Raw genomic sequence first — 22,641 nt, 5'->3', positions numbered from 1 at the left:
AGAAGCCAGGGCGAAAACCCTGGCTTCTTACCTTTGCAATTGATTGGAATCCCTAAGCTATTTCACCAACTCAATTTGAAGACGGGTTTCTTCAATATCCAGTTCCGATTCGATTTTCCGGAGTACCTCTTCGTTGCTTTTACCCTCGCGGTGTAATTGCTGAAGAATACTACGCTCTACCTCGATCACTTCTAATTGTACCCGGGAAAACAGGTTAAAAATCCGCAAAGCCGGCGTTTCAGCAAATTTCTGCTCTTTCTCAGGTAGGGGAAGCTCCGTATGTTGCAAGCGTTCAAACCGATTTTGGTAGCTGCTCTTGATGCGTTTGAGCACCACGTCATCCACGTCACTCATGTTCTCCTCAATATGCGTCATAACCGCACTTAGTACCCGACTGCGTACTTCGTATTCCTCGGCCAGAATGGAGTATCGGGGCATTTTCAGTTTACGGATCACCCAGGGTAAAGTTAGGCCCTGAGCCACCAGTGTTACAATAATCACGCAGAACGTCAGAAAAATAATCAGATTCCGGTTAGGGAACAGATCTCCATTAGGCAACGTAAGGGGAATGGACAAAGCAATAGCCATCGATACGACTCCCCGCATGCCCGACCAGCCAATCACGACCAGATTACGCCGATCAAAAAGTTCGCGTTGGTTATTCCGGTTAAAAAGCTGGCGGGGCAAAATGGCGGCGGGCGTGAGCCAGATAAATCGCACCAGAATCACCACTATACTCACCACCAGACCATAGCCAATCAGTACCCAGATTCCATGCGTAGTCAGTGATTCCAGCTCTGCCAGTACCATCTTCATTTGTAAGCCCAATAGAATGAAAATTAATCCATTCAGAATAAAACCCACAAATTCCCAGACAGCATAGGTTTGTACCCGAGAATCGGTCGTAAACATATCCGCCGAACGGTACGATAAATACAGACCCGTGGTTACCACGGCCAGTACGCCTGAACCATGAAAGTGCTCAGCCAATAGATATGAAGCAAAGGGCGTTAAAAAGGTAAGAGCTACATCGGCCAGTGCTTCCGTTACGAATTTTCTGTGAATCAGGTACAGCGTATAACCAATGCCCAATCCAACCCCTACCCCGATACCGACTACCAGCAGGAATTGGTAGCCGGCTTCCCAAATATTGAACGCCCCGGTAAGAATGGCCGCCAACGCGTAACGATATACAATCAATCCGCTGGCATCATTGAGCAAACTTTCTCCTTCGAGAATACTGATAATCCTCGGACTCAGGCCCAATCCTTTCGTAACCGAGGTAGCGGCTACAGCATCGGGCGGTGACACGATAGCACCCAGTAAGAACGCTTCGGCCCAGCTAATCCCATCGATGAGGCTGTGTACGGCCCAGCCGACGCACAAGGTTGTAAAGACGACCAGACCAACGGCAGCCATGGTGATGGGTCGAATATTGGCTTTGAATTCGTGCCAGCTGGCCTTCCAGGCGGCTTCGTAAAGTAGCGGCGGCAGAAAGACAAAAAAGACCAGTTCAGGATCCAGAATAATGACGGGTAGGCCCGGAATAAAGCTAATCAGTAAACCCACAATGATCAGAGCAATCGGAAGCGGAAAATTCCTACGAGCACTCACGACCGTCAGGAACGTCACGCCAAATAGTAGTAAGACAATGATTTCTATATTTTCCATGCATTCAAATGGTTAGATTACCCATTAACAGGCCCAGCGGAAGAGATATAAAGGTACAGAAAGGTCGAAGAATCCGCTTCGATTGACTGCTAGCCCGTAAATTAGGAAGCTATGCAGTATTTACGAAAAAGCGGCAAGCCTTTTTGGTGGAAAGGCTTGCCGCTTTTTATATACGCAGAACATATTTTACATACTGGTGACGGGGGCCGAAGTCGACCGACGCGTTTTCATTCGTACGGGTTCATTGTCGGGGACACTTTCAAACAGGTAGAACGTGGACGAACAGTGGCGGCACCGGTAATATTTTAAGGCAATAAAACCCGCTAGCTTTTTTACTACCTCCGGACGATTGGTTCGTTCGATATGGATAGATGTTTTGCAGTCACGGCATTCGCACTTACGCTTGGTTTTAGTCAATACCCAGGTCAGAAAAATCAGGTAACTGACGACAAAAAAAATGGCGGCAACAATAAAAATTCCGGTCATAGCTTACAGTGGATCGATATGTAATGGCGGTACAAAAATTAAACTACTGTCGTAGTTTCTTACGAAATAACCGCTCCACTGGTTTTACGACCTTGGACCAAACCAATAAAAAACGCGACGAAACCCCTAAGGGTGTCGTCGCGTTGATTTTTGGTAAGCTTAACTTAGAACTTCCAGCGTACAAAAGCTTCCACAGCCTGGTACTCCGCAAGCCCCAATTTGTTGTATAAATTCGCCGTTGCCTGGTTCCGCTCTTCGGCCCGTTGCCAGAACTCACGCGAGTCGGTACCCTGGTATACCACACCGTCTTTTTGGGACTGATGTTTAAAGATTCCCTGACGCTTTTTCATCACCTGATCCGGCGACATGGGTACGGCCATTTCGATCAGGTCAATTGCCCATTCATCCCAGGCACCTTTGTACAGCCAAACCCAGCAATCTTTCATGAAGGCTTCGTCTTTCAGACGGCGAACGGCTTCCATGACCGCATCCAGACACACTTTGTGCGTACCATGCGGATCGGCCAGATCACCCGCGGCGTAAATTTGATGCGGTTTGATTTCCCGAATCAAATCCATTACAATCTGGATGTCTTCTTCGCCCAGTGGGTTCTTTTGTACTTTACCCGTCTCGTAGAAAGGCATTTTCATGAAGTGAGCATTCTCCACACCATTGCCCACAAAGCGGCACGTTGCTTTAGCTTCACCTTCCCGAATCAGTCCCTTTACGTGACGAACTTCAGGGGTATCCACATCCGAATCCTTCTTGGTACGCAGGTATTCGGCAGCATCTTTGAAAATTCGCTCAGCTTCGGGGCTTTCAATACCAAAGTGACGGTTGTAATCGACTACGAAGTCAATAAAACGCAGGGCTTCGTCATCAGCTACGGCAATGTTGCCCGACGTCTGATAACCCACGTGTACATCGTGTCCCTGATCCACGAGTCGCTGGAACGTACCACCCATCGAGATAATATCGTCGTCGGGGTGCGGACTGAAGATCAGACAACGTTTGCGAGCCGGTTCAGCCCGTTCCGGACGATTCGTATCGTCGGCGTTGGGTTTTCCACCCGGCCAGCCCGTAATGGTATGTTGTAACTGATTGAATACATCGATATTCAGATCGTACGCCTGTCCTACCTGAGCCAGCAAATCCGAAAGACCGTTGTCGTTGTAATCACGGTTGGTCAGTTTCAGAATGGGTTTATTCAGGGCAAGAGCCAGGTGCGTAACGGCCTTTTTGATCATGGTTTTATTCCAGATCACCTCTTCTACCAGCCAGGGCATTTTGCGGCGGGTCAGTTCAGCGGCAGCCGATTCATCAAGAACGAACTGTACGTTGGGATGTCCCTGCAGATAACTCGCCGGTACCTGATCCGTCACGGGGCCTTCGATTGCCTCATGAATCATGGGAGCTTTGTGCTCACCCCAGGCCAGCAGAATTACCCGCTTGGCTTTCATGATCTGGTTAATACCCAGCGTAATAGCTTTTTTAGGAACGTTAGCCAGACCGCCGAAATCCAGAGCCGCATCAATACGGGTCGTTAAATCGAGCGTCATCAGGCGAGTGCGGGAATTCACGTGTGAACCCGGCTCGTTGAAACCGACGTGACCATTCCGGCCAATTCCTAATAATTGAAAATCCAGACCGCCTAGTTCATCAATCCGGCGTTCGTATTCCTGACAGAAAGCCGGAATCTGAGCCGGTGACAGGGTGCCATCGGGAATAAAATAATTGTCTTTAGGGATGTCAATGTGGTTAAACAGCTGCTCCTGCATGAACCGAACGTAGCTCTGTAAGCCGTCGGGCTGCATGGGATAGTATTCATCCAGGTTGAACGTAATGACGTTGTAAAAGCTGAGCCGCTCTTCCCGGTGAATACGGATAAGCTCCGCATACACTTTTTTAGGCGATGATCCCGTAGCCAAACCTAATACAGCAGGTTTTCCCTGTAATTGTTTGGAACGAATGATTTCGGCGATTTCACGGGCAACCGCCGCTGATGCGTCATTGGAATCAGCATAAATCTGCGTAGGAATCCGTTCGAAGGCGATGGGCTGGTTCAGCGTCGGCGTAGCTAACAACGTGTCTGTTTCGGGCAGCATGTTATAGAAGGAGGCTTAGTTAACGCAACAAAAATATAGCTTTTCCCTGACAAGCTTGTACTCCCCACCTGACAAAACCCGTATTTTTTAAAAAAATTTAATAAATTAACCAGACAGTGGCCCTAGTTGCTGGAAATCAGACCTTACACAAGCCAAATTTCAACCCAAAGCGACGGGAACAGGGGGCTGATCTACGGGACAGAAGTAAGTAGTACGCCCTCCCACCCGTTTGATCTGGAGCATTTGCTGACAGCGTGGGCAAAGCAGATGCTGCCCTTGATCCGGGTACGGCGATAAGGCCCATTCGCGGGCATGAATGATGAAATCCTGCGGAAACAGGGCGTAGTTCGCTTCGTATTGAATAGCGGTTAATAATACTTTCTGAATAGCTCCGTGTAAGGCCTGTACTTCCAAGCTCGTCAGCGAGGAAGCCAGCCGTTCGGGATGAATCCTAGCCTGAAACAATACTTCATCGACAATCCAGTTGCCAATCCCCGCCACTACCGACTGATCCAGCAGTACGGGTTTAATCAGGGCTTTTTTACGGGCCAGTGTCTGACCCAGCTCTTCTGGCGTAATAGCCAGTGCATCCGCCGCAATTCGCTTTTTCAGCAGGTATGCTTTTACATCGTCCACTAACCCAATTCGCTCAAATTTTCGGGGACAGATGAACGCAAGCCGATAACCATTTTGAAAGTAAAAGATGATTCGGGCAAAGCGGGGTTGCTCCTGATCGTACTGATAGTAGGCCAGATCACCCGTCATCCCAAAATGAAAGTGCACAAAGAAACCGCCGTCCGTTTCAACGAACAGGTTTTTACCGACGCGTTGCGTTGCGATGAACTGCCTGCCGCGTAAGGCTGCTACCAGCACATCGTAATCAGTCGTCAGGAGTTTGGTATCTTCTACCTGAATATCAGCCAGTGGCTGGAAGAGGCAGGTTGCTTCGAAATAACGTCGGTAGGTTTCGACTTCGGGTAATTCAGGCATAGCGGCGTAATGAATGTGGGTTGTCTAGTTTTGGATTGACGGTTGCGTAAGGGAATGTTTTCGATAAAGACTGTCCGCTAGTGAACGACGCATGATTGAAATTATACTGTCGCTCCTCCTCGACTGATCAAGTTTCAAAGCTTCTCCTTACTCTTCCTAGCAAACGGTATGGAATCAGCGATTGTTTGCTGACCTTTGCAGTATGGCACTTTTTGAAAAAACCCATTCCGCAGACTGGTTATACGACTTACTCGAAAGCAAAGTACAGCAATACAACCAACCGAATTTTATACCGAACGATCCCATCAGTATTCCGCATCAGTTTTCGCAGCAACAGGATATTGAAATTATGGGATTCTGGGCGGCGGTACTGGCCTGGGGTCAGCGGAAGACGATTATCAACAAGTGTAACGAGCTGATTCGGCTCATGGACGGGGCTCCGTATGATTTCGTCCGGAATCATCAACCCCTTGATCTGAAGCCTTTTCTACACTTCAAACACCGTACATTTAACGCTACGGATACCCTCTACTTCCTGCACTTTTTCCAGCAGTTTTACGCAGAACACGCGTCCCTGGAAGAGGCTTTCGTACCCGCATCGCTTGCCCTACCCCAGCCCGAGCGGCACCCGGCCTTCCCAGCCGAACAGGCTTTGGTCCGTTTTCATGAAGTGTTTTTTGGTCTGGAAGATGCTCCGGCCCGTACGCGTAAACACGTGGCCACGCCCGCCCGCAAATCGTCGTGCAAACGCCTCAATATGTTTCTCCGCTGGATGGTCCGGAAAGATGCGAATGGCGTAGACTTCGGAATCTGGAATCGTTTGTCACCGGCAGCACTCGTCTGTCCCTGCGATGTACACGTAGAACGGGTAGCTCGAAAGCTAGGCTTATTGCAGCGACCCAATACCGACTGGCAGGCCGCTCTGGAGTTAACGGATCACCTGCGTCGCTTCGATCCGAGCGATCCGGTGAAGTATGATTTTGCTCTGTTCGGTCTGGGTGTAGAGGGTGAGATGTAAACCATTTCCCTGGCAACTGCCTGCAAAAGGAATTCCTTATACCTGTTAGTACCCCATTTCGGTGAGAGCCGCCTTGGCTTTCCCGTCTACCGAGTTTTTGTATTCGTGTTTTTTGTAGCTAATGGCTTTCTCGAAGTAACTCTTGGCTTTGGCCTTATCGTTGCGTAACTGAAAAATGTATCCTAATTGCAGACAGGAGGACGGAGCAAAATGCCAGTTTTGTCCTTCGCCCAGAGCAATAGCCCGTTCATATAAAGGAATAGCCGTTACGAAATCATTCATCTTGTGGTAAATACGGGCTTTGCGATAATTGTACTCCGTTTGGTCGTAGGGCTGCGAAAACTGAGCTTCTGAGGTGTTCTTGAGGTTTTGTAAAGCCGTTTCATAATAGCCGCCGTCACCGGCAAAACGAGCTTTGAGTACCAGTTTTTGCGTATCGATCAAAGGCTGGTACGCGGCATTACAAGCTTTTTGAGCCGATTTGTCGGCTTCATTATGGGCCTGCCCTATCGTTTTCACCCGCTCATACTGGGTTCGGGCTTTGGCTTCATCACCCGCCAGAGCGTAGCAGAGGTACTGTTTATAGGTCGCGTCTTTAACGAAATTTCCGGCAGGATGCTGTTTCAGGAATTGCTGAAAAGCGGCAATTGCGTGAGCGTACTGGCCTTTTTGTAAGAGGATCTCACCGATATGGTAGTCGAAAAAAGGTATATCCAAGTATTCCGGTGAGTTGGGACGATTTTGAGCCAGGGCCAATGCGGCTTCCCCGTGTCCTTCTTTCATCAGAATGGAATTGCCAAAAAACTGAATCAGTAAGTTATCACTGTTCTGAGTCAGGTATTTCTGGAAATCCGTCACTTCGCGACCACTCAATCGCAGTATATACCCCTGCATGAGGTATTCAATCAGTTGAGCCTCTGTCCGAAACAAGGGTTCTTTCTGCGTCACGGCGTGAATTTCCTGCAACCCCTGCTGAATATTTCCCCGTAATCCCAGTAGTTTGGTTACCCAGCGATAGCTCTCGGGCGTCGATCCGATCAGCACGTGCAGCATCCCCAGGGCTTTTTTATTGTACGTAAACTGCGGGAATTTTCGGGCGTTTTCATCCAGCAGCTTGTACGCTTTGATAATATCCCAGGCTCCCGGCACTTCCTTGCCGAATTTGATTTTTACAAAGGCCCAGTGTAAGCGAATTTCGGCCCGCAGGCAGCGATTCCAGGGTGAATCTTCGTCCATATCCTCCAGCTGTTGCAGGCGTTTCTCACCGTTTTTTTCCATGCTTTCGTACGCCTTCCGATCTTCCGTGAGCAGCAGCGACAACATATCGGCATAATCATCCAAATACAGGGCTACCCCGTTCGTTTTCAGTTCGGGAGCCAGTTCCTGCCGACCTTTGTTCAGTTTGAGTTTGAAAATGTCCAGATAAGCCTGCTGTACACGGGGCGTCCATTCAAAATCGGCTGCCTGACTAAAGCCTGGAAGGAAAAGTAGAAGAAATAAGATTCGTTTCATGGGAGAATGGGCTGAAGCTGGTACAAAAAAACCCGTCGAAAATTCGACGGGTTCGTTCAAATTGGTGTTGCTGTAAAAGTAAAATTACCGCCGTGAAGTTGTAGCAACCGTAACAGGAGCGTCTTCGACGTCCGCCAGAATGCGACCGCAATGTTCACAGATGATGATTTTCTTCTGCTCCCGAATGTCGGCCTGACGTTGAGGAGGTACGACGTTGAAACAACCGCTACACGCCGCCCGACGAACCGTTACAACGGCCAGTCCGTTCGAAGAGTTGTCTCGGATACGCTGATAAGCCAGACGTAAACGATCCTCCACTTTCAGTGCCTGTTTGTCGCGTTGGTCGTTTAGTTTCTTTTCATCTTCCTGGCTTTCTCCCAGAATGATGTCCAGTTCTTTACGTTTCGCGTCAAGATCTTTGCGACGTTCTTCCAGTAATTGTTGCGTATGACGAATTTCTTCTTCTTTCAGACGCACTTTTTCGCTGGCTTCAGCCGTACGCTTATCCGCCAGTTTCATTTCCAGTTCCTGAAATTCGATCTCTTTGTTGATGGCATCGAATTCCCGGTTATTGCGGACGTTATTTTGCTGATCTTTATACTTAACAATCAGTTTTTCAGCGTCACGCTTGGCCTGACGATAGCCGTGAATTTCGGAATCAAGCGTGTCGATGGTATCTTTATGACGTTTGATACGGGTTTCAAACCCGGCGATATCATCCTCAAGATCCCGAACTTCTTCAGGCAAATCCCCGCGAATTTTTTTGATTTCGTCTAACTGAGAATCTATGGCCTGTAATTGGAGGAGAAAATCGAGTTTTTGAGCTACCGTTGCTTCCATGAATGAGAGTTTCGAATCTATCGTTTCCAGCTTTTACTTAACAACCGGGCTGACATTCAGCCCATTTAAGAAAAAACTGTAGAACTTACACGAAATAGTGAACCGGATTGGTGTCAGTTTTAGATAAAAGTGTCGCAAAATTAGGAAAATTTTCCGTTAGACGCTCACTTAATAGCTCTTTCGTGAAAACTTCGCTTTCGTAATGCCCAATATCACAAATCATTAGCTGCTTTTCGGCATCGAAGAACTCGTGGTATTTGAAATCAGCGGTTACGAAAACGTCCGCCTGTTGCCGTAACGCATCTTTCAGCAGAAAACTGCCCGATCCACCACAGATAGCAATTTTTTGTACGGTTTTGTTCCGCGGTTCCGTATGACGAATCACTTTCAGGTTCATCCGGCTTTTCAGATACGCTAGCCAATCGTTTTCAGAGAGGGGTTCGGGCAGTGTACCGATCGCTCCGGAACCCACTTCCTGATTACTGTTTTCGAGCTGGTGCAGATAGTACGCCACTTCTTCGTAGGGATGGGCCTGCCGCAGAGCCTGTAACACCCGCCCTTCCAGAGGAGCCGGAAAAATCACTTCAATCCGGTACTCCTCTACTTCTTCGGGCTGATTTAGTTTTCCCAGAAAAGGGTCTGCGGCTCCCGTTGGCGTGAAGGTGCCCGTACCCAGCGTCCGGAACGAGCAGTTTTTATACTCCCCGATCTGACCCGCTCCGGCGGCATAGAGAGCCTCCAGAACCTGCGAGGTTTGTTCCACGGGAACGAAGGTGGTAAGCTTTTCGAGCGTCTGCCGTTTGGGAGCCAGAATACGCACTGACGACAGGCCGAGTTGTTGAGCGATCCGATCGTTTACGCCTCCTTTTACGCTATCCAGATTGGTATGAATGGCGTAGAGAGCAATGTCGTTTTTCAAGGCTTTGATGACGGTCCGTTCGACGTAATTTTTCCCATTCAGCTGTTTCAATCCCTTGAAAACGATGGGATGATGGGCAATGATCAGGTTACAGTCTCGCTGCAGGGCTTCCTCTACGATGGCTTCCGTGCAGTCCAGGGTTACCAGAATATTTTTTACTTCCTGCTGTGGATCGCCAACGATCAGACCCGCATTGTCGTAGCTTTCCTGATAAGCCAGGGGAGCCCATTTTTCCAGAAAAGAAGTAACGTGTTGAATTGTACTCATGGCCAGGGTATACGTCAATTTTTAACAGGTTTCTTTCCGTAGAAAACTATCCCAATTGATAACGTTCGGTTAAAATATTCAAATGGTGCCGTTCGTGCCCGGCAATCATAAAAATCAGGGCTCGGCTCGACAAAGGGGAACCACTGCTGGTACCCATTCGGGATAGATCCTCCTCACTGAAACTACGGAATAGCAGCAGATTGCTTTTGCGTAAAAATTGATACTGCTGCAGTAAATCTTCCAGAGGCTGTCTGCTAAACTGAGCTACGGCCATGTATTCATCCTGTTCAAAACCCGGTAGTTTCTGGGTTTCTCCCCGAGCAATTACCAGAGCCCGGTAAGAAAAAATACGCTCGGTATCAATCAGGTGGCCCAACACTTCTTTGATACTCCATTTCTCTTCGGCATAGCGAAAGTCTGCCTGCTCCGGTACCAGCAACGATTCATAGCGGTGCCGAACTTCTTCGTACTGACGGTGTAATACCTCCAGTACCTTAGATTCGGGTACTAGTGAGATGTAATGAGCCATCTGGCTCGAAGCAGGATACTCAGTGGATGAAGGCCGGTTCATGCTAGTCAAACGAGTGATTATACAGGACTTTACAGAAATGGTTGGGAAATCCCTTCCACTAAATCCGTAGTCAGTCTGAAAGCTTCGCTTCGAAATAGTGAAAAAAATCTTACTTCGTTCCCAGCTTTACTCAGTTTTTATCAAGGAATGTTTTTTTTGCTTCTAGTCCTTTAGAAAAGGTATTCGTATGCCTGAATACTACTAAGTGCGTTGGTGTCATGAATGAGACTTCTATCTTACATATCCTATTAGCAGACGACGATGCAGATGACCGATTCCTGGTGCAGGAAGCCTTTGAAGAAGCGGGAGCCAGGGTTCAATGGGAAAATGTAAGTACAGAATCTGAATTGCTCCATCGGCTTGATACCAAGCAGAAGTTGCCTGACTTGCTCTTACTCGACTGGAATCTCCGTCCTGGCGGTGGGCCTGAGCTTTTGCAATATATTCGGAAACACGCTCACGCCTGTTTTCTGCCGGTTATTGTCATGAGTACCTCTTCTGTTCCCGAAGACATTAAAAATGCGTATCGTTTCGGGGCAAATTCCTACATCGTAAAGCCATCGAGTTACAACGACTTAGTCAATACGTTCAAGAGCCTATACGAGTTCTGGGGCCAGATTGTACGTCTGCCACCGGAACAATGATTCGCTTTTCCCCAATTATTTCTAATAAGATGTAATTGTCTACTCAACGTATATATACTTACTTACGACATCATTATCAACTAAATTTTGCCGAAAAACAGGTATTTACTACTATTTACCGCTCTAAATATCCCTTTCACCGAAAACTCAGTTCGGCTCGTTTTAGAGGCAGTAGTTTTGTTTCATCAATCTAATCAAGTGGCGGCTTGAAAGATTGATTTTAGAAGCAGAATAGCTTCATGACGGTGTAGCTAGTTCTGAGTAGTAAAACCCCTCTCATCTTTTAGATTTGAGGGGTTTTCTTAAGAACAAATCGATTTCGACGTTCAACCATAACCTGTCTGTTCAGTACATCCAACCTTCAATCTACCCATTTACAGCGTTTATATCCAACCCCTCCCAAAGCCCTATCTAAGGGCTTTTTTTTTGTTTATCCGTCTTTGATTTGCGTATCTTACTCTATCCTATTCTATACAATCGCTTCCATGAAAAAATGTATCTTCACTAGTCTTGTTTTAGTGGTGCTGTGTCAGATAACTTTTGCTCAACGCAATGAGACCCGGGCTACCGACGCTGATACGCCTTTGCACTTGTTACAACCCGACTATCCGGTCCCTTATGGTAAAGTTTCAGCAGAAGCGGCAACCCAGGTATTAGACCGGGTTTATGCGTACTTGAATGCTGTAACGCCTACCCAACTTGCTGATAAACAAAGCAATAAGATTCTGACGGATTTTTCTTCCATTGATGCGAATACCACCTTTGCTAAGGCTGACTTCCGCCTTACCAGCTATGAATGGGGCGTTACGTACGCGGCTCTGTTACAGGCCAGCGAAGCAACGGGTGATCCCAAATACAAAGCTTATACGGATGAACGACTGAAATTTCTGGCTGAAATCGCTCCGCATTTTCAGAAACTGCTTAAAGAAGATCCTCAGAACCGGCTTGCCATGCGTTCGTTTCTCAATCCGCACGCATTGGATGATGGGGGAGCCCTTACGGCAGCTATGATCAAATCCGTCCGAGGTGGGAATACGGCGACACTGCGTCCACTAATCGATCATTTCATTACGTATATTCTTACCAAAGAATACCGTTTATCGGATGGGACGCTGGCCCGTAATCGTCCGCAACCCAATACGCTTTGGCTGGATGATTTATTCATGGGCGTGCCAGCCCTTGCTCAGATGGGTAAGCTTACGGGCGAGGCAAAATATTACACGGAAGCGACCCGACAGGTTATGCAGTTTTCGAAGCGGATGTTTAACCCCCAGAAAGGTCTGTACATGCACGGATGGGTCGAAGGAATGAATGTCCATCCTGAATTTCACTGGGCCCGGGCCAATGGCTGGGCTATTCTGACTAAAGTGGAGCTACTCGACGTATTACCGGAGAATCACCCGCAACGGGCTAAAATTCTGGAATTATTACAGGCTCATGTGAAAGGCCTGACCGCCTGCCAGTCGGGCTCAGGTTTCTGGCACCAGCTCCTCGACCGCAATGATTCCTACCTGGAAACTTCCGCTACGGCTATTTACGCCTATTGTCTGGCCCGTGCGATCAACAAAGGCTGGATTGATAAGGTGGCTTATGCCCCCGCCTGTTTGCTAGCCTGGAATGCCGTTTCTACGAAAGTGAACGCCAAAGGGCAGGTGGAAGGTACCTGCGTGGGAACGGGTATGGGCTTCGATCCGGCTTTTTATTACCACCGCCCCATCAGCCCCTACGCGGCTCATGGCTACGGTCCGGTCATTCTGGCGGCTTCGGAAGTCATTCAGTTATTGAAAAAACAACCTTTTGAGATCAACGACAGTTCGTTGCAGGCTCTTCAACGGAAATAGTATTGTATTAGGTTTTCGGAATCCGTACGGGCTTACCTGTGCGGATTTTATTTTTAGATCCCTCCATTTAGTAAACGGTTGACTTTGCGAAAGGAAGCTACTCGTAATTTGAAGCATTAATCGCTTCACTTATGCCTTCCAAGCTCACCCAATGGATACGGAATTATTTTGGTTTCAGTCGCACCGAATCACGGGGCTTTCTGGTTCTGCTGTGTCTGCTGATTATACTGCTTATCTCTCCTTTTGTACTGGATTTCTTTCCTGATTCTGTACAGGATTCGCAGGATGCACAAAAGCTTGACACGCTGATGGCCCAGTTGGAGGTGCAGTCTGAAACGCAAAAAGCGTACTCCGAACACGATTCCCGCGATTACAACCATTACCCCGACAAGCGTCTAAGTAAACCTACGCGTTTGTTCGCCTTTGACCCGAACACCATCACCTCCGAACAGTGGCAGGAATTGGGCGTGGCCCGCTGGATGGCCGAGCGAATTGTCAAGTACCGATCCAAAGGGGGCGTATTCCGTAAAAAAGAAGATTTACTACGCATCTATGATTTCCCGGAAGAGCAGTATCGGCAACTGGAAGCGTACATTCGTCTGCCCGCTACCCCTACTTCCTTTTCCAATCCAACCCTTAAGTCTAGTACTGAAACTCGTTCTACGCCATCGAAAGCGGACCGTACTACATTTACCTTTCAACTAAATGAAGCGGATACGACCGATTTCAAGAAGGTCTACGGCATTGGCTCGAAACTGGCTCTTCGCATCATTAAATTCCGGGAAAGTCTGGGTGGTTTTGTAAACGAAAATCAACTACGGGAAGTCTGGGGACTCGATTCGACGGTAGTACAGGAATTGCTCAAACACGGGCGTCTGACGGGCCCGGGTTCCGTACGGAAAATTAAAATCAATGAAGTAAGTCTGGAACAGTTCCGCCACCCCTACTTGAAGCCCTACGTAGCCAAAGCTATTCTAGCCTATCGCCAGCAACACGGTGATTTTCAGTCCGCCGCTGATTTGAAAGCCGTAAAGCTCTTGGACGAAGGTACGCTGAAGAAACTGGAACCGTACCTCGCCTTTTAATTTTTACGGTCTGGTACTAGATCCAGTAACAGGATCTAGTACAGACCGATTTATTTTAGAAATTAGGCTTCAGCATATACCGGGAATAGAATTTCTCGATGACTCCCACGGCTTCATCCGCCGTATCGACTACACTAAACAAATTCAGGTCGTTTAACTTGATGTAGCCGTTTTCTTCGCCCATTACATTCCGGAGCCAGTCAACCAGCCCACCCCAGTATTCGCGACCCACCAGTACAATCGGGAAACGGCCAATTTTCTGGGTCTGAATGAGCGTGAGTGATTCAAACAATTCATCCATCGTACCAAAGCCGCCGGGCAGGGCAATGAAGCCCTGGGCGTATTTGACAAACATTACTTTCCGTACGAAGAAAAAGTCAAAATTGATACTTTTATCGTGGTCAATGTAAATGTTTGGCTGCTGTTCAAAAGGTAGTTTGATATTTAACCCAACGGATTTACCGCCATTTTCCTTTGCTCCCTTGTTACCGGCTTCCATGATACCGGGACCGCCCCCCGTAATCACACCGTAACCGAGTTTCACGAGTTTTCCCGCGATTTCTTCGGCCAATTTGTAGTGGGGGTGATCGGGTAAGGTACGAGCCGAGCCGAAGATGGAGACACAGGGACCGATTTTGGCCATTCGGTCAAACCCTTCCACAAACTCCGCCATTACTTTAAACACAACCCAGGAATCGGCACTCTTGATTTCGGCCCAGTCTCGGTTTTCGAAGGCTTCGCGAATACGGGCTTCGTCTTCAATGACCGCCGGATTCATTAAGGAAACATCAGTTAAGGGTCGGATATTTTCATCGCTTCCGGGTACCGGTGGTAATCCCGTAGGCTTTATTTCTTGATTATTTTCTGACATCGTAATAAGTGGTTTACTTGAACATTTTCCCGCTGGAGCAGGGCTTTTGATAGAAGGCTCCTACTTTTGTAAAACGGGAAGGATATAACTGTTTTCCGCTCCGTAATGTTGCAGTTTTTACTTAAACTTCCGAATACTCGCATGAAAATTGCCATCGGCTCCGATCACGCCGGATTTGATTACAAAAAACGCCTGGCCGATTACCTTACCCTGCAAGGTCATCACGTCACGGACTTTGGCACGTACTCCCTTGATTCCGTCGACTATCCGGACTTTGCTCATCCCGTGGCCTCAGCGGTCGAGACGCTGGAAGCGGACTTTGGCGTATTGTGTTGCGGCAGTGGTCAGGGCGTTTGCATTACGGCGAATAAACATCAGGACGTTCGGGCAGCCCTGGTCTGGGGTCGGGAATTAGCCGAACTTTCCCGTCAGCATAACAACGCAAATGTCATTTGCATTCCCGCCCGTTTCATTGCGTATGAAATTGCGGAAACCTGCGTACAAACGTTTCTGGACACGCCTTTCGAAGCCGGTAGACACGCTACCCGCGTTGGTAAAATCAGTTGCTAAAGGTGTTCCATAACGAAACAAGGCCCGACTCAGAAGTCGGGCCTCGTTTCGTTTTAAGCGTGTATTTTGCGGTAGATTCCCTTATCGATTTGCTCGTACTGCCGGGCCAGAGCGGGAATGCGTTTGAAAAGCGTTGGAGCGAGATTACGGCGGTCAATCAGGTACTCCGGCGGGTCTTTCTCAAAGTTTCGGAGGATATTGATGACGTTGTTGTAATTGTTCAGATTTTCCAGATCGAAACGGGCCAGATTCCAGTTCAGATAAGCCGTTGCCGGGTAATTTTCGAGGTATTCACCCATGCCATCGCCCAATACCAGAATTCGTTTGTTTTTAATCTCACTGGGTAAGCGTACAGGTTGTACGGTCAGATTTTCCAGTTTCAGAATCGTATTGGAAAAGGCCGGTAACAGGGTCAAATAAAACAAAATCCCGACTCCTCCTACAAAGATTACAAACATCATTTCTGGAATCCATCTGCGGCGAGTATAGGTCTCAAAGAAGTAGACACTAAAAAAGGCCAGACCGGGCGTGAAAATGACAAACTGCATGGGAGCCAGATAAGCCATCAGCCCCACCGAGAGCAGACAGGCTCCCAGGTACAAAGCCATCACCTGTTGTACCCGCGATTGGAAATTCGTATAGCGTCCGTGTTTGAGAATTTGTAGAAAGCCCAATCCAGCCAGTATGACGGGTAAAATGAGTACTGTAATCAGGGTTTGAAAATCATTTAGATCGTATTGGCGGATCTGGAAAATGATACTGAGAAAATTCCGGGTAAAAGCATCGTACCGACCATCCAGATAAAAATAGAGGTTCACAATGACCAGCGGAAAGAGAAACCCGAGGATATTCATGATGTGCTGGCGGAAGCTCGCACCGCTATACAGGAGTAAGGCTAGTACTGCCCATAGAATAAACACCATACAGGGTGGGTAAAACAGCGTAGCTATGCCAATGTAGAAGCCCACTTCCAGTAATTCATCCCGAATTCCCTCCCGATCCAGCTGCTTAAGCATCGTACCCAGGGCGAGCAAGAGGAAGGTCGTGGCCAGCAGGGCCGGTGAAAGCGTGGTATAATCGAACGACAGATTCATCAGAACCAGATAGATAAAACCTGGCACATAATTTCGATCCGAAAAGACGCTTTGGCGACTCATAATCAGATTGAAATAAATCATCTGAAAAGCGGCTATCGCGTAAGCCACAAAGTGATACATGATTTCGGAGCGGCCAAAAATCCAGTGTAAACCCGCATAGACTGCTGCTGCCATGGGAGCCGTACTGTCCCAGATGCCATCGTAAAGGCCGTGCCCCTTGCTGAGTTGCTCGCCCAGCAACGTCCATTGCATTTCAGGAATCAACAGTGGAGTGGTTCCCATCAGGACCGGAAGGCGGACCAGGAACAGAATTACTAAAAGTACGAAGAGCTGATAGGCCGCGTTGACCCGGAAAAAACTAAGCAAGATTGTAAAGCGTTTTATATCTGAACGAACCGGCCATTGGCCTGATTCTTTGATTCACCTCATACAGAAGATTGGGGTTGGACGTAACAGGTTCGCCCAGGAAAATGGAACAGACTCGCGTTCGATTATGCTCCATCAATCCCTTTCTTCATCAGGAATTCTATGGTAAAATTAACCACTCTATTCCGAAACCTCTGCGATCCTTCCTAAACTCACGGGGAAAATTCGGATATTTGCGGGGTTCGGGATGAGTTTAACCCCGGAGAGGCCCTCCTCTCCCTAGACGAATGGTATGGAATCGAAACGACAACAAAAATTTGCCCGGCAAATACAGAAAGACCTGGGAGATATTTTTCAACGGGAAATGCAGAGTCAGTTTGGGAATGCGTTTATCACCGTTACGGACGTGAAAGTAAGCCCCGACTTGGGCATTGCCCGAGCGTATCTGAGTTTTCTGTTAACCGAAGACAAAGATCAACTGCTGAAAAGTATCCAGGACAAAACGAAACACATCCGGCAGATTCTGGCCAATAAGATCCGGAATCAGGTACGGATTATTCCAGAGTTACAGTTCTTTCTGGATGACACCTCCGAGTACGCGGCTAAAATGGATGCCCTGTTTGCGGGAATCACCATTCCACCCGCTACTGACGAGTCCGAAGAAAAATAAGTACGGGTCTGATCCGGTTTTATCCGTGGATAAAACCGGATCTTTTTATATTTCTTCCCTACCCTTTTGAAGTTCAGGCATGAATCTGGCCTTTCTAGTTGCCCGCCGTTATTTTCTTACCAAGAAAAAAACCTCGTTTATCAACCTTATCGCCATTATCTCCATGCTGGGTGTATGCATTGGTACGATGGCTTTAGTGGTGGTTCTGTCCGTGTTTAATGGACTGGAAGACTTTAACCGGCAGCTTTTTAAAACCTTTGATGCTGATTTACGGATCGTACCCGCCAGTGGCAAGAATTTTCGGGTAACGGATTCGCTCTGGACGGAGCTTAAGAAAATTCAGGGTATCAAGCACATCACACAGGTATACGAAGAAAATGCCCTGGTTCAGTACGGAGATCAGCGAACAGTAGTAACCATCAAGGCGATGGACGATAATTTACAGTCGCATCCGGAAATGGATACCGCCCGTATCGCCGGAAGTCTGATCCTCCAACAACAACAGCAAAATTTTGCCGTACTCGGCATTGGCGTGGCCCGTATGCTGGGTTTAAGACCGGAAGATCCGCTGACGCCGCTGGAAATCTGGTACCCTCGCAGAAACGCTAACCTGGCGGCTCCCGGCCTGGATGCCTTCAATCAGGCGAACATTCAGCCGGGGGGAATTTTCAGTATTGAGCAAACCTTTGACGATCAGTACGTTTTTGTCCCCCTGCGATTTGCGGAAGATTTATTCGAAACGGATGGTAAACGTACGGCTCTGGAATTACAATTACAACCAGGCGTAGCCGTCGAATCAATACAGAAGCAGGTGAAAACGGCTTTAGGTTCGACGTTCAAGGTACAAAACCCCGACGAGCAACACGCCAGTTTGTTCCGAGCTATTCAGATTGAAAAGCTTTTTGTGTTTATAACCCTGACGCTCATTGTCGCCATCGCTTCCTTTAATATCTATTTCTCTCTATCGATGCTGGCCATCGAGAAAAAATCCGATGTGGCAACCTTGCTGGCTTTAGGAGCCTGGCCCGGACTGATTCGGCGGATTTTCCTGACTGAAGGAGCCCTGGTGGGCTTCAGTGGGGCTTTGGTAGGTTTGCTGGCGGGTATTGGCATTTGCTGGTTACAGCAGGAATACGGCCTGGTAAAAATGGAGCTGGTCGGTTCACTGGTCGATGCGTATCCCGTCCGGATGCAGATGTTCGATCTGGTTGGCGTCACCGTCGCCATTATCATCATTACGCTGGCGGCCTCCTGGATGCCCGCCCAGAAAGCCGCCAAGCAGGAACTTTAGGAATTACTGCTGAAGAAAACTGATTTCCTTTATACCGAAATACCGGATGCCGCTTTCCGTTTCGACCTCGAGTTGCCCGTTGTCAGCAATGCCGCTGATTTTACCCGCAAAGACTTTACCCGTTGTATCCTGATACGGATGCCAGGTTTGATACCGATACAGGCGTTGCAGGTATTCCTGGCGTTGCTGTAAATGATCGCCTTTTCTTAACTGTAGATAGCGGGTTTCCAGGTTCACACAGAGCTGGTTCAGGAGTTTTTCAAGCTGAAACTCCCGACCCGTAATCTGTCGGACTGACGTGGCCGTAGGCATACTGAACTGCAGTTGATTGATGTTTACACCAATTCCTACGACAGCCCCGGTCAACGTACTTCCCATCAGGGAATTTTCGATCAGAATACCCGTCAGTTTTTGATCCCTGTAATACAAATCGTTGGGCCATTTTATGCGTACGCCTTCTCCCAGCAAATGGGACAGAAAGTCGTGCACCCCCAGGGCAATGGCAATACTCAGCCGAAACTGCTGCGGAGCCTGCAGAAAAACGGGTCTGAGGATAAAAGAAAAGGTCAAATTTTCGCCCACATTGGCAACCCAGCTACTGCCGCGTTGTCCTCGCCCGCCAGTCTGTTCATCCGTAATGATCAGAAGGCCCTCGGGAGCTTCTTCGCGTAAATAATCGGCGGCTAGGTCATTGGTAGAATGACAACTTGGCAGATATATAATTTTTTGACCTATAAATTCGGTGTTTGGATAAGATTTGTACAATTATTTTTAGTTTTAAGGGAGGAAATTTACGAATCTAGCGTTATATACGTGTCAGATGAAGTACAAGTCCTAATTTTAAGCGTACTTCGTAATCTTAATATTAAACTCTTCGATTCGTTATGCTGAACACAGATTTATTCTGTCAGCCGCTAACGGTAATCTTTTAACGAATGATTGAAACGGCTCAACGCGTCAAAGAAAATGACATCCCGGCGGATGAACTCTGCCAACTCGTGGTGAAGGGCATGCAGGAGAAAAAAGCCCAGAATATTGTGGTTTTAAATTTAAAAGGCGTCAAAAATGCCATTGCGGATTACTTTGTCATCTGCTCTGGTAAATCAGACACGCAAATTGACGCTATTGCTGATTCCATTGACGAAGAGGTGCACAAGAATACGGGTGTGAACCCCTGGCATCGTGAAGGAAAAAGCCAGAAAGAATGGATCCTGATCGATTATGTCGATGTAGTGGCACACGTCTTTAAACAGGAAAGACGAGATTTTTATCGTCTGGAAGAGCTTTGGGGCGATGCTGAATTTACGGTTATCGAAGACGAAGCCTGATTTTAGCCGTTCACCCTGATTTTTCTGCCATTCGACCCAAGCTGAATCGTCTGACGAAACCATTCATTCATCTTGTGGATTACACTTTTACTAATTAACTGGTTTTACCGCCAGAGTGATCATCGCCGGGTTCCGATTCGGCATCCAAGCAAGAAAGACAGAATATGGCTGAAGAAACCCCAAATAAACCCAAATTACCTAAACCTCCCCGCCGACCAGGTTTTCAGGGCTGGCTTGTAGCGGGATTGGTGGTTGCGATCATTGCGATTATGTTCGTAAGTAAGAGCAGTGCAGTGCAAAGAATTAAGATGAAACAATTCTTTGAAATGGCTGCGAAAGGTGAAGTAGAACAAACCGTGGTTGTCAATGACAAACTGGTGGAAGTTACCCTGACCCGGGAAGCCTTGCAGAAACCTGAATACCGAGGTCTGACCAATCAGAAATCGTATTTTCCTTCGACGCCAGGACCCCATTTTGCTTTTCCCATTCCGTCGACCGAAATTTTTAATGACGATGTAAAGGAGTTTAACAAAGCACACCCGACTGCCCCCATTGACTATACCGTGGATGAGCGGGCCGGACTCGTGGAATTTTTCTCCAGCTGGGGTTTCCTGATTCTGATCGTCGTTACGATGTACTTTATGATGAGTCGCATGGCTGGCGGTGCTGGTCCGGGTGGACAAATCTTCAATATCGGTCGTTCGCGGGCAACGCTTTTCGATGCGGAAAACAAAGTCAAAATTACATTTGACGATGTAGCAGGTCTCGACGAAGCTAAAGAAGAGATTAAGGAAATTGTTGAATTCCTTAAAAATCCGAAGAAGTTTACGGACCTCGGGGGTAAGATTCCTAAAGGAGCCCTATTGATTGGCCCTCCAGGTACGGGTAAAACCTTGTTGGCAAAGGCTGTTGCAGGTGAAGCGGGTGTACCTTTCTTCTCCCTGTCAGGTTCTGACTTCGTGGAAATGTTCGTAGGGGTAGGTGCCGCTCGGGTACGTGACCTCTTCAAACAAGCGAAAGAAAAAGCTCCCTGTATTATCTTTATCGATGAGATTGATGCGGTAGGTCGGTCACGGGGCCGGGGTGCCATGCCCGGAGCTAATGACGAACGGGAAAATACCCTGAACTCGTTATTAGTAGAGATGGATGGTTTTGCTACGGATTCCGGTATTATTATCCTGGCTGCTACCAACCGTCCGGATGTATTGGATTCTGCCTTGATGCGTCCCGGTCGTTTTGATCGTCAAATCTCGATTGACAAACCCGATATTATTGGTCGGGAGGCTATCTTCAAAGTACACATGTCGAGCCTGAAACTGGCTCCGGATGTAGTTGCCAACAAGCTGGCCGCTCAAACCCCTGGTTTTGCTGGTGCTGAAATCATGAACGTTTGTAACGAGGCGGCTCTGATCGCTGCTCGGAAAAACAAACAGGCCATTGATATGCAGGATTTCCAGGATGCAATGGACCGGGTGATTGGTGGTATGGAGAAGAAAAACAAGATTATTTCTCCGCACGAAAAGAAAATTGTGGCCTATCACGAAGCGGGTCACGCCGTTGCAGGCTGGTTCCTTGAACACGCCGATCCGCTGGTAAAAGTGACGATTGTGCCCCGTGGTGTGGCTGCTTTAGGTTACGCTCAGTATTTACCAAAGGAACAATTCCTGTACCGTACCGAACAGCTCCTCGACGAAATGTGTATGACGTTAGGTGGACGGGCGGCCGAGGAAGTAGTTTTCGGTAAAATTTCCACGGGTGCTTTAAGTGATCTGGAGCGTGTGACGAAAATGGCCTACTCGATTGTTACCGTATACGGTATGAACGAGAAACTGGGTAACATTTCGTTTTACGATTCAAAAGGCAATAACGAATACTCGTTTAACAAGCCTTACTCGGAAGAAACGTCTCGTATCATTGACGAAGAAGTACGGATGATCGTAGACGCAGCTTACGAACGCACGAAAGGACTGTTACGCGATAACATTCAAGCTTTAGAAGTAATCTCTCAGCAACTGTTGACGAAAGAAGTACTCTTCCAGTCTGACTTAGAAGAACTGATTGGCAAACGTCCGTTTGAGCAGGAAACTTCTTACCAAGCGTATATGAAGGGCAAAAACGGTACGCCAGCTGATAAAGAATCAGCTCCTACCGAGATTCCTCAGGATGCTGCTCCTGACAACTCAGAAGTAGTTCCAACGGAACAAGCCTAAGTTTCTCAGTAAAAAACGTCTCTCTGATCACTCGGAGAGACGTTTTTTTATGCTTTCAAGGTTCGTTGTACGAATTCACTAATGGCCTTCTATCTTTGTAGCTTCATTTAGCAGCAGCCCGTTGCTGCTGTTTCCTGTTCTAATGAACGATATTCAACTCCTTCCCGGAAAGAAAATTTTCTTTGCTTCCGACTTTCATTTGGGCAGTGCCCCCTTTCTCAAAGTGCCGAACGTGAACGTGCCCTAGTACGCTGGCTTGAACACATTCGTTCGGAAGCTCAGGTGCTAT

Annotated in this window: 20 protein-coding genes; 9 read left to right on the top strand and 11 right to left on the bottom strand. The window is 47.8% G+C overall.

Features of this window, described 5'->3' with window-relative positions; all coding sequences use genetic code 11:
- Window positions 1-57: 57 nt before the first annotated feature.
- From BWI97_RS05750 to BWI97_RS05735, 4 genes are all read right to left on the bottom strand, one after another.
- Entirely contained in the window at window positions 58-1,671 is a 1,614-nt protein-coding gene (locus BWI97_RS05750) for a Na+/H+ antiporter (protein ID WP_102200323.1), read from the bottom strand.
- Between the two features lie 186 nt (window positions 1,672-1,857).
- Window positions 1,858-2,157, bottom strand: coding sequence for a hypothetical protein (locus BWI97_RS05745; RefSeq protein WP_094814557.1), 300 nt, complete (start codon window positions 2,155-2,157; stop codon window positions 1,858-1,860).
- Window positions 2,158-2,321: 164 nt separating this feature from the next.
- Window positions 2,322-4,262 carry a glucosamine-6-phosphate deaminase gene (nagB, locus tag BWI97_RS05740; RefSeq protein WP_094814559.1) on the bottom strand — a complete coding sequence of 647 codons (1,941 nt, stop codon included), beginning with the start codon at window positions 4,260-4,262 and terminating at the stop codon, window positions 2,322-2,324.
- A 159-nt stretch (window positions 4,263-4,421) separates the two neighbouring features.
- Window positions 4,422-5,252, bottom strand: coding sequence for an Fpg/Nei family DNA glycosylase (locus BWI97_RS05735; RefSeq protein WP_094814561.1), 831 nt, complete (start codon window positions 5,250-5,252; stop codon window positions 4,422-4,424).
- Window positions 5,253-5,454: 202 nt separating this feature from the next.
- Here BWI97_RS05735 and BWI97_RS05730 point away from each other — a divergent pair, with 202 nt between their 5' ends.
- A complete protein-coding gene (locus BWI97_RS05730) occupies window positions 5,455-6,270 on the top strand; it encodes a TIGR02757 family protein (RefSeq protein WP_094814563.1) in 816 nt (271 codons plus the stop codon).
- Between the two features lie 45 nt (window positions 6,271-6,315).
- On the opposite strand, the gene BWI97_RS05725 is transcribed toward BWI97_RS05730, so the two are convergent.
- From BWI97_RS05725 to BWI97_RS05710, 4 genes are all read right to left on the bottom strand, one after another.
- Window positions 6,316-7,782: a lipopolysaccharide assembly protein LapB gene (locus BWI97_RS05725; protein WP_146010878.1), complete on the bottom strand. Its 1,467-nt coding sequence runs from the start codon at window positions 7,780-7,782 to the stop codon at window positions 6,316-6,318.
- Between the two features lie 84 nt (window positions 7,783-7,866).
- Window positions 7,867-8,622 carry a zinc ribbon domain-containing protein gene (locus BWI97_RS05720; protein WP_094814569.1) on the bottom strand — a complete coding sequence of 252 codons (756 nt, stop codon included), beginning with the start codon at window positions 8,620-8,622 and terminating at the stop codon, window positions 7,867-7,869.
- Window positions 8,623-8,707: 85 nt separating this feature from the next.
- Window positions 8,708-9,808, bottom strand: a complete 1,101-nt coding sequence (locus BWI97_RS05715; protein ID WP_102200407.1) for a Nif3-like dinuclear metal center hexameric protein — start codon at window positions 9,806-9,808, stop codon at window positions 8,708-8,710.
- A gap of 46 nt (window positions 9,809-9,854) precedes the next feature.
- Complete coding sequence (locus BWI97_RS05710) at window positions 9,855-10,379, bottom strand: DinB family protein (RefSeq protein WP_094814571.1); 525 nt, start codon at window positions 10,377-10,379, stop codon at window positions 9,855-9,857.
- A gap of 218 nt (window positions 10,380-10,597) precedes the next feature.
- On the opposite strand from BWI97_RS05710, the gene BWI97_RS05705 reads away from it, so the two are divergent.
- The 3 genes from BWI97_RS05705 to BWI97_RS05695 all read left to right on the top strand — a co-directional run bounded on the left by BWI97_RS05705 (window position 10,598) and on the right by BWI97_RS05695 (window position 13,949).
- The gene (locus tag BWI97_RS05705; protein ID WP_094814573.1) at window positions 10,598-11,023 is read left to right on the top strand and encodes a response regulator; all 426 of its coding nucleotides are present in this window, start codon (window positions 10,598-10,600) and stop codon (window positions 11,021-11,023) included.
- Window positions 11,024-11,508: 485 nt separating this feature from the next.
- Window positions 11,509-12,864 carry a glycoside hydrolase family 105 protein gene (locus BWI97_RS05700; RefSeq protein WP_102200321.1) on the top strand — a complete coding sequence of 452 codons (1,356 nt, stop codon included), beginning with the start codon at window positions 11,509-11,511 and terminating at the stop codon, window positions 12,862-12,864.
- A 131-nt stretch (window positions 12,865-12,995) separates the two neighbouring features.
- A complete protein-coding gene (locus tag BWI97_RS05695; RefSeq protein WP_102200320.1) occupies window positions 12,996-13,949 on the top strand; it encodes a helix-hairpin-helix domain-containing protein in 954 nt (317 codons plus the stop codon).
- A gap of 55 nt (window positions 13,950-14,004) precedes the next feature.
- Here BWI97_RS05695 and BWI97_RS05690 read toward each other — a convergent pair whose 3' ends face one another.
- A complete protein-coding gene (locus BWI97_RS05690; protein WP_094814605.1) occupies window positions 14,005-14,727 on the bottom strand; it encodes a TIGR00730 family Rossman fold protein in 723 nt (240 codons plus the stop codon).
- 234 nt (window positions 14,728-14,961) lie between these two features.
- On the opposite strand from BWI97_RS05690, the gene rpiB reads away from it, so the two are divergent.
- On the top strand, window positions 14,962-15,390 hold the full coding sequence (gene rpiB, locus BWI97_RS05685) for a ribose 5-phosphate isomerase B (protein ID WP_102200406.1): 429 nt from the start codon (window positions 14,962-14,964) through the stop codon (window positions 15,388-15,390).
- A 53-nt stretch (window positions 15,391-15,443) separates the two neighbouring features.
- Here the strand turns inward: rpiB and BWI97_RS05680 are convergent, their stop codons facing one another.
- Window positions 15,444-16,853 carry a DUF6427 family protein gene (locus tag BWI97_RS05680; protein ID WP_102200319.1) on the bottom strand — a complete coding sequence of 470 codons (1,410 nt, stop codon included), beginning with the start codon at window positions 16,851-16,853 and terminating at the stop codon, window positions 15,444-15,446.
- Window positions 16,854-17,145: 292 nt separating this feature from the next.
- Here BWI97_RS05680 and rbfA point away from each other — a divergent pair, with 292 nt between their 5' ends.
- Together rbfA and BWI97_RS05670 are read left to right on the top strand one after the other, a co-directional pair.
- Complete coding sequence (gene rbfA, locus BWI97_RS05675; protein WP_102200318.1) at window positions 17,146-17,523, top strand: 30S ribosome-binding factor RbfA; 378 nt, start codon at window positions 17,146-17,148, stop codon at window positions 17,521-17,523.
- A 79-nt stretch (window positions 17,524-17,602) separates the two neighbouring features.
- On the top strand, window positions 17,603-18,814 hold the full coding sequence (locus BWI97_RS05670; RefSeq protein WP_102200317.1) for an FtsX-like permease family protein: 1,212 nt from the start codon (window positions 17,603-17,605) through the stop codon (window positions 18,812-18,814).
- A 3-nt stretch (window positions 18,815-18,817) separates the two neighbouring features.
- On the opposite strand, the gene BWI97_RS05665 is transcribed toward BWI97_RS05670, so the two are convergent.
- Entirely contained in the window at window positions 18,818-19,579 is a 762-nt protein-coding gene (locus BWI97_RS05665; protein ID WP_102200316.1) for a biotin--[acetyl-CoA-carboxylase] ligase, read from the bottom strand.
- A gap of 170 nt (window positions 19,580-19,749) precedes the next feature.
- Here BWI97_RS05665 and rsfS point away from each other — a divergent pair, with 170 nt between their 5' ends.
- Together rsfS and ftsH are read left to right on the top strand one after the other, a co-directional pair.
- Window positions 19,750-20,142 carry a ribosome silencing factor gene (gene rsfS, locus BWI97_RS05660; RefSeq protein WP_094814587.1) on the top strand — a complete coding sequence of 131 codons (393 nt, stop codon included), beginning with the start codon at window positions 19,750-19,752 and terminating at the stop codon, window positions 20,140-20,142.
- A 164-nt stretch (window positions 20,143-20,306) separates the two neighbouring features.
- The gene (gene ftsH / locus BWI97_RS05655; protein ID WP_094814589.1) at window positions 20,307-22,352 is read left to right on the top strand and encodes an ATP-dependent zinc metalloprotease FtsH; all 2,046 of its coding nucleotides are present in this window, start codon (window positions 20,307-20,309) and stop codon (window positions 22,350-22,352) included.
- Window positions 22,353-22,641 lie beyond the last annotated feature (289 nt).

Origin of the sequence: Siphonobacter sp. BAB-5405 (genome assembly GCF_002872335.1) — a bacterium.
In the GTDB taxonomy this organism is placed as follows: domain Bacteria; phylum Bacteroidota; class Bacteroidia; order Cytophagales; family Spirosomataceae; genus Siphonobacter.
Note: the sequence above shows the minus strand (reverse complement) of the source record. Positions and strands in the feature narration are given on the sequence as shown.

What these genes read in the sequence shown, in the direction of transcription:
- BWI97_RS05750 (WP_102200323.1), bottom strand. Translation starts at nt 1,671, where the DNA reads ATGGAAAATATAGAAATCATTGTCTTACTACTATTTGGCGTGACGTTC.
- BWI97_RS05745 (WP_094814557.1), bottom strand. Translation starts at nt 2,157, where the DNA reads ATGACCGGAATTTTTATTGTTGCCGCCATTTTTTTTGTCGTCAGTTAC.
- nagB (WP_094814559.1), bottom strand. Translation starts at nt 4,262, where the DNA reads ATGCTGCCCGAAACAGACACGTTGTTAGCTACGCCGACGCTGAACCAG.
- BWI97_RS05735 (WP_094814561.1), bottom strand. Translation starts at nt 5,252, where the DNA reads ATGCCTGAATTACCCGAAGTCGAAACCTACCGACGTTATTTCGAAGCA.
- BWI97_RS05730 (WP_094814563.1), top strand. Translation starts at nt 5,455, where the DNA reads ATGGCACTTTTTGAAAAAACCCATTCCGCAGACTGGTTATACGACTTA.
- BWI97_RS05725 (WP_146010878.1), bottom strand. Translation starts at nt 7,782, where the DNA reads ATGAAACGAATCTTATTTCTTCTACTTTTCCTTCCAGGCTTTAGTCAG.
- BWI97_RS05720 (WP_094814569.1), bottom strand. Translation starts at nt 8,622, where the DNA reads ATGGAAGCAACGGTAGCTCAAAAACTCGATTTTCTCCTCCAATTACAG.
- BWI97_RS05715 (WP_102200407.1), bottom strand. Translation starts at nt 9,808, where the DNA reads ATGAGTACAATTCAACACGTTACTTCTTTTCTGGAAAAATGGGCTCCC.
- BWI97_RS05710 (WP_094814571.1), bottom strand. Translation starts at nt 10,379, where the DNA reads ATGAACCGGCCTTCATCCACTGAGTATCCTGCTTCGAGCCAGATGGCT.
- BWI97_RS05705 (WP_094814573.1), top strand. Translation starts at nt 10,598, where the DNA reads ATGAATGAGACTTCTATCTTACATATCCTATTAGCAGACGACGATGCA.
- BWI97_RS05700 (WP_102200321.1), top strand. Translation starts at nt 11,509, where the DNA reads ATGAAAAAATGTATCTTCACTAGTCTTGTTTTAGTGGTGCTGTGTCAG.
- BWI97_RS05695 (WP_102200320.1), top strand. Translation starts at nt 12,996, where the DNA reads ATGCCTTCCAAGCTCACCCAATGGATACGGAATTATTTTGGTTTCAGT.
- BWI97_RS05690 (WP_094814605.1), bottom strand. Translation starts at nt 14,727, where the DNA reads ATGAATCCGGCGGTCATTGAAGACGAAGCCCGTATTCGCGAAGCCTTC.
- rpiB (WP_102200406.1), top strand. Translation starts at nt 14,962, where the DNA reads ATGAAAATTGCCATCGGCTCCGATCACGCCGGATTTGATTACAAAAAA.
- rbfA (WP_102200318.1), top strand. Translation starts at nt 17,146, where the DNA reads ATGGAATCGAAACGACAACAAAAATTTGCCCGGCAAATACAGAAAGAC.
- BWI97_RS05670 (WP_102200317.1), top strand. Translation starts at nt 17,603, where the DNA reads ATGAATCTGGCCTTTCTAGTTGCCCGCCGTTATTTTCTTACCAAGAAA.
- rsfS (WP_094814587.1), top strand. Translation starts at nt 19,750, where the DNA reads ATGATTGAAACGGCTCAACGCGTCAAAGAAAATGACATCCCGGCGGAT.
- ftsH (WP_094814589.1), top strand. Translation starts at nt 20,307, where the DNA reads ATGGCTGAAGAAACCCCAAATAAACCCAAATTACCTAAACCTCCCCGC.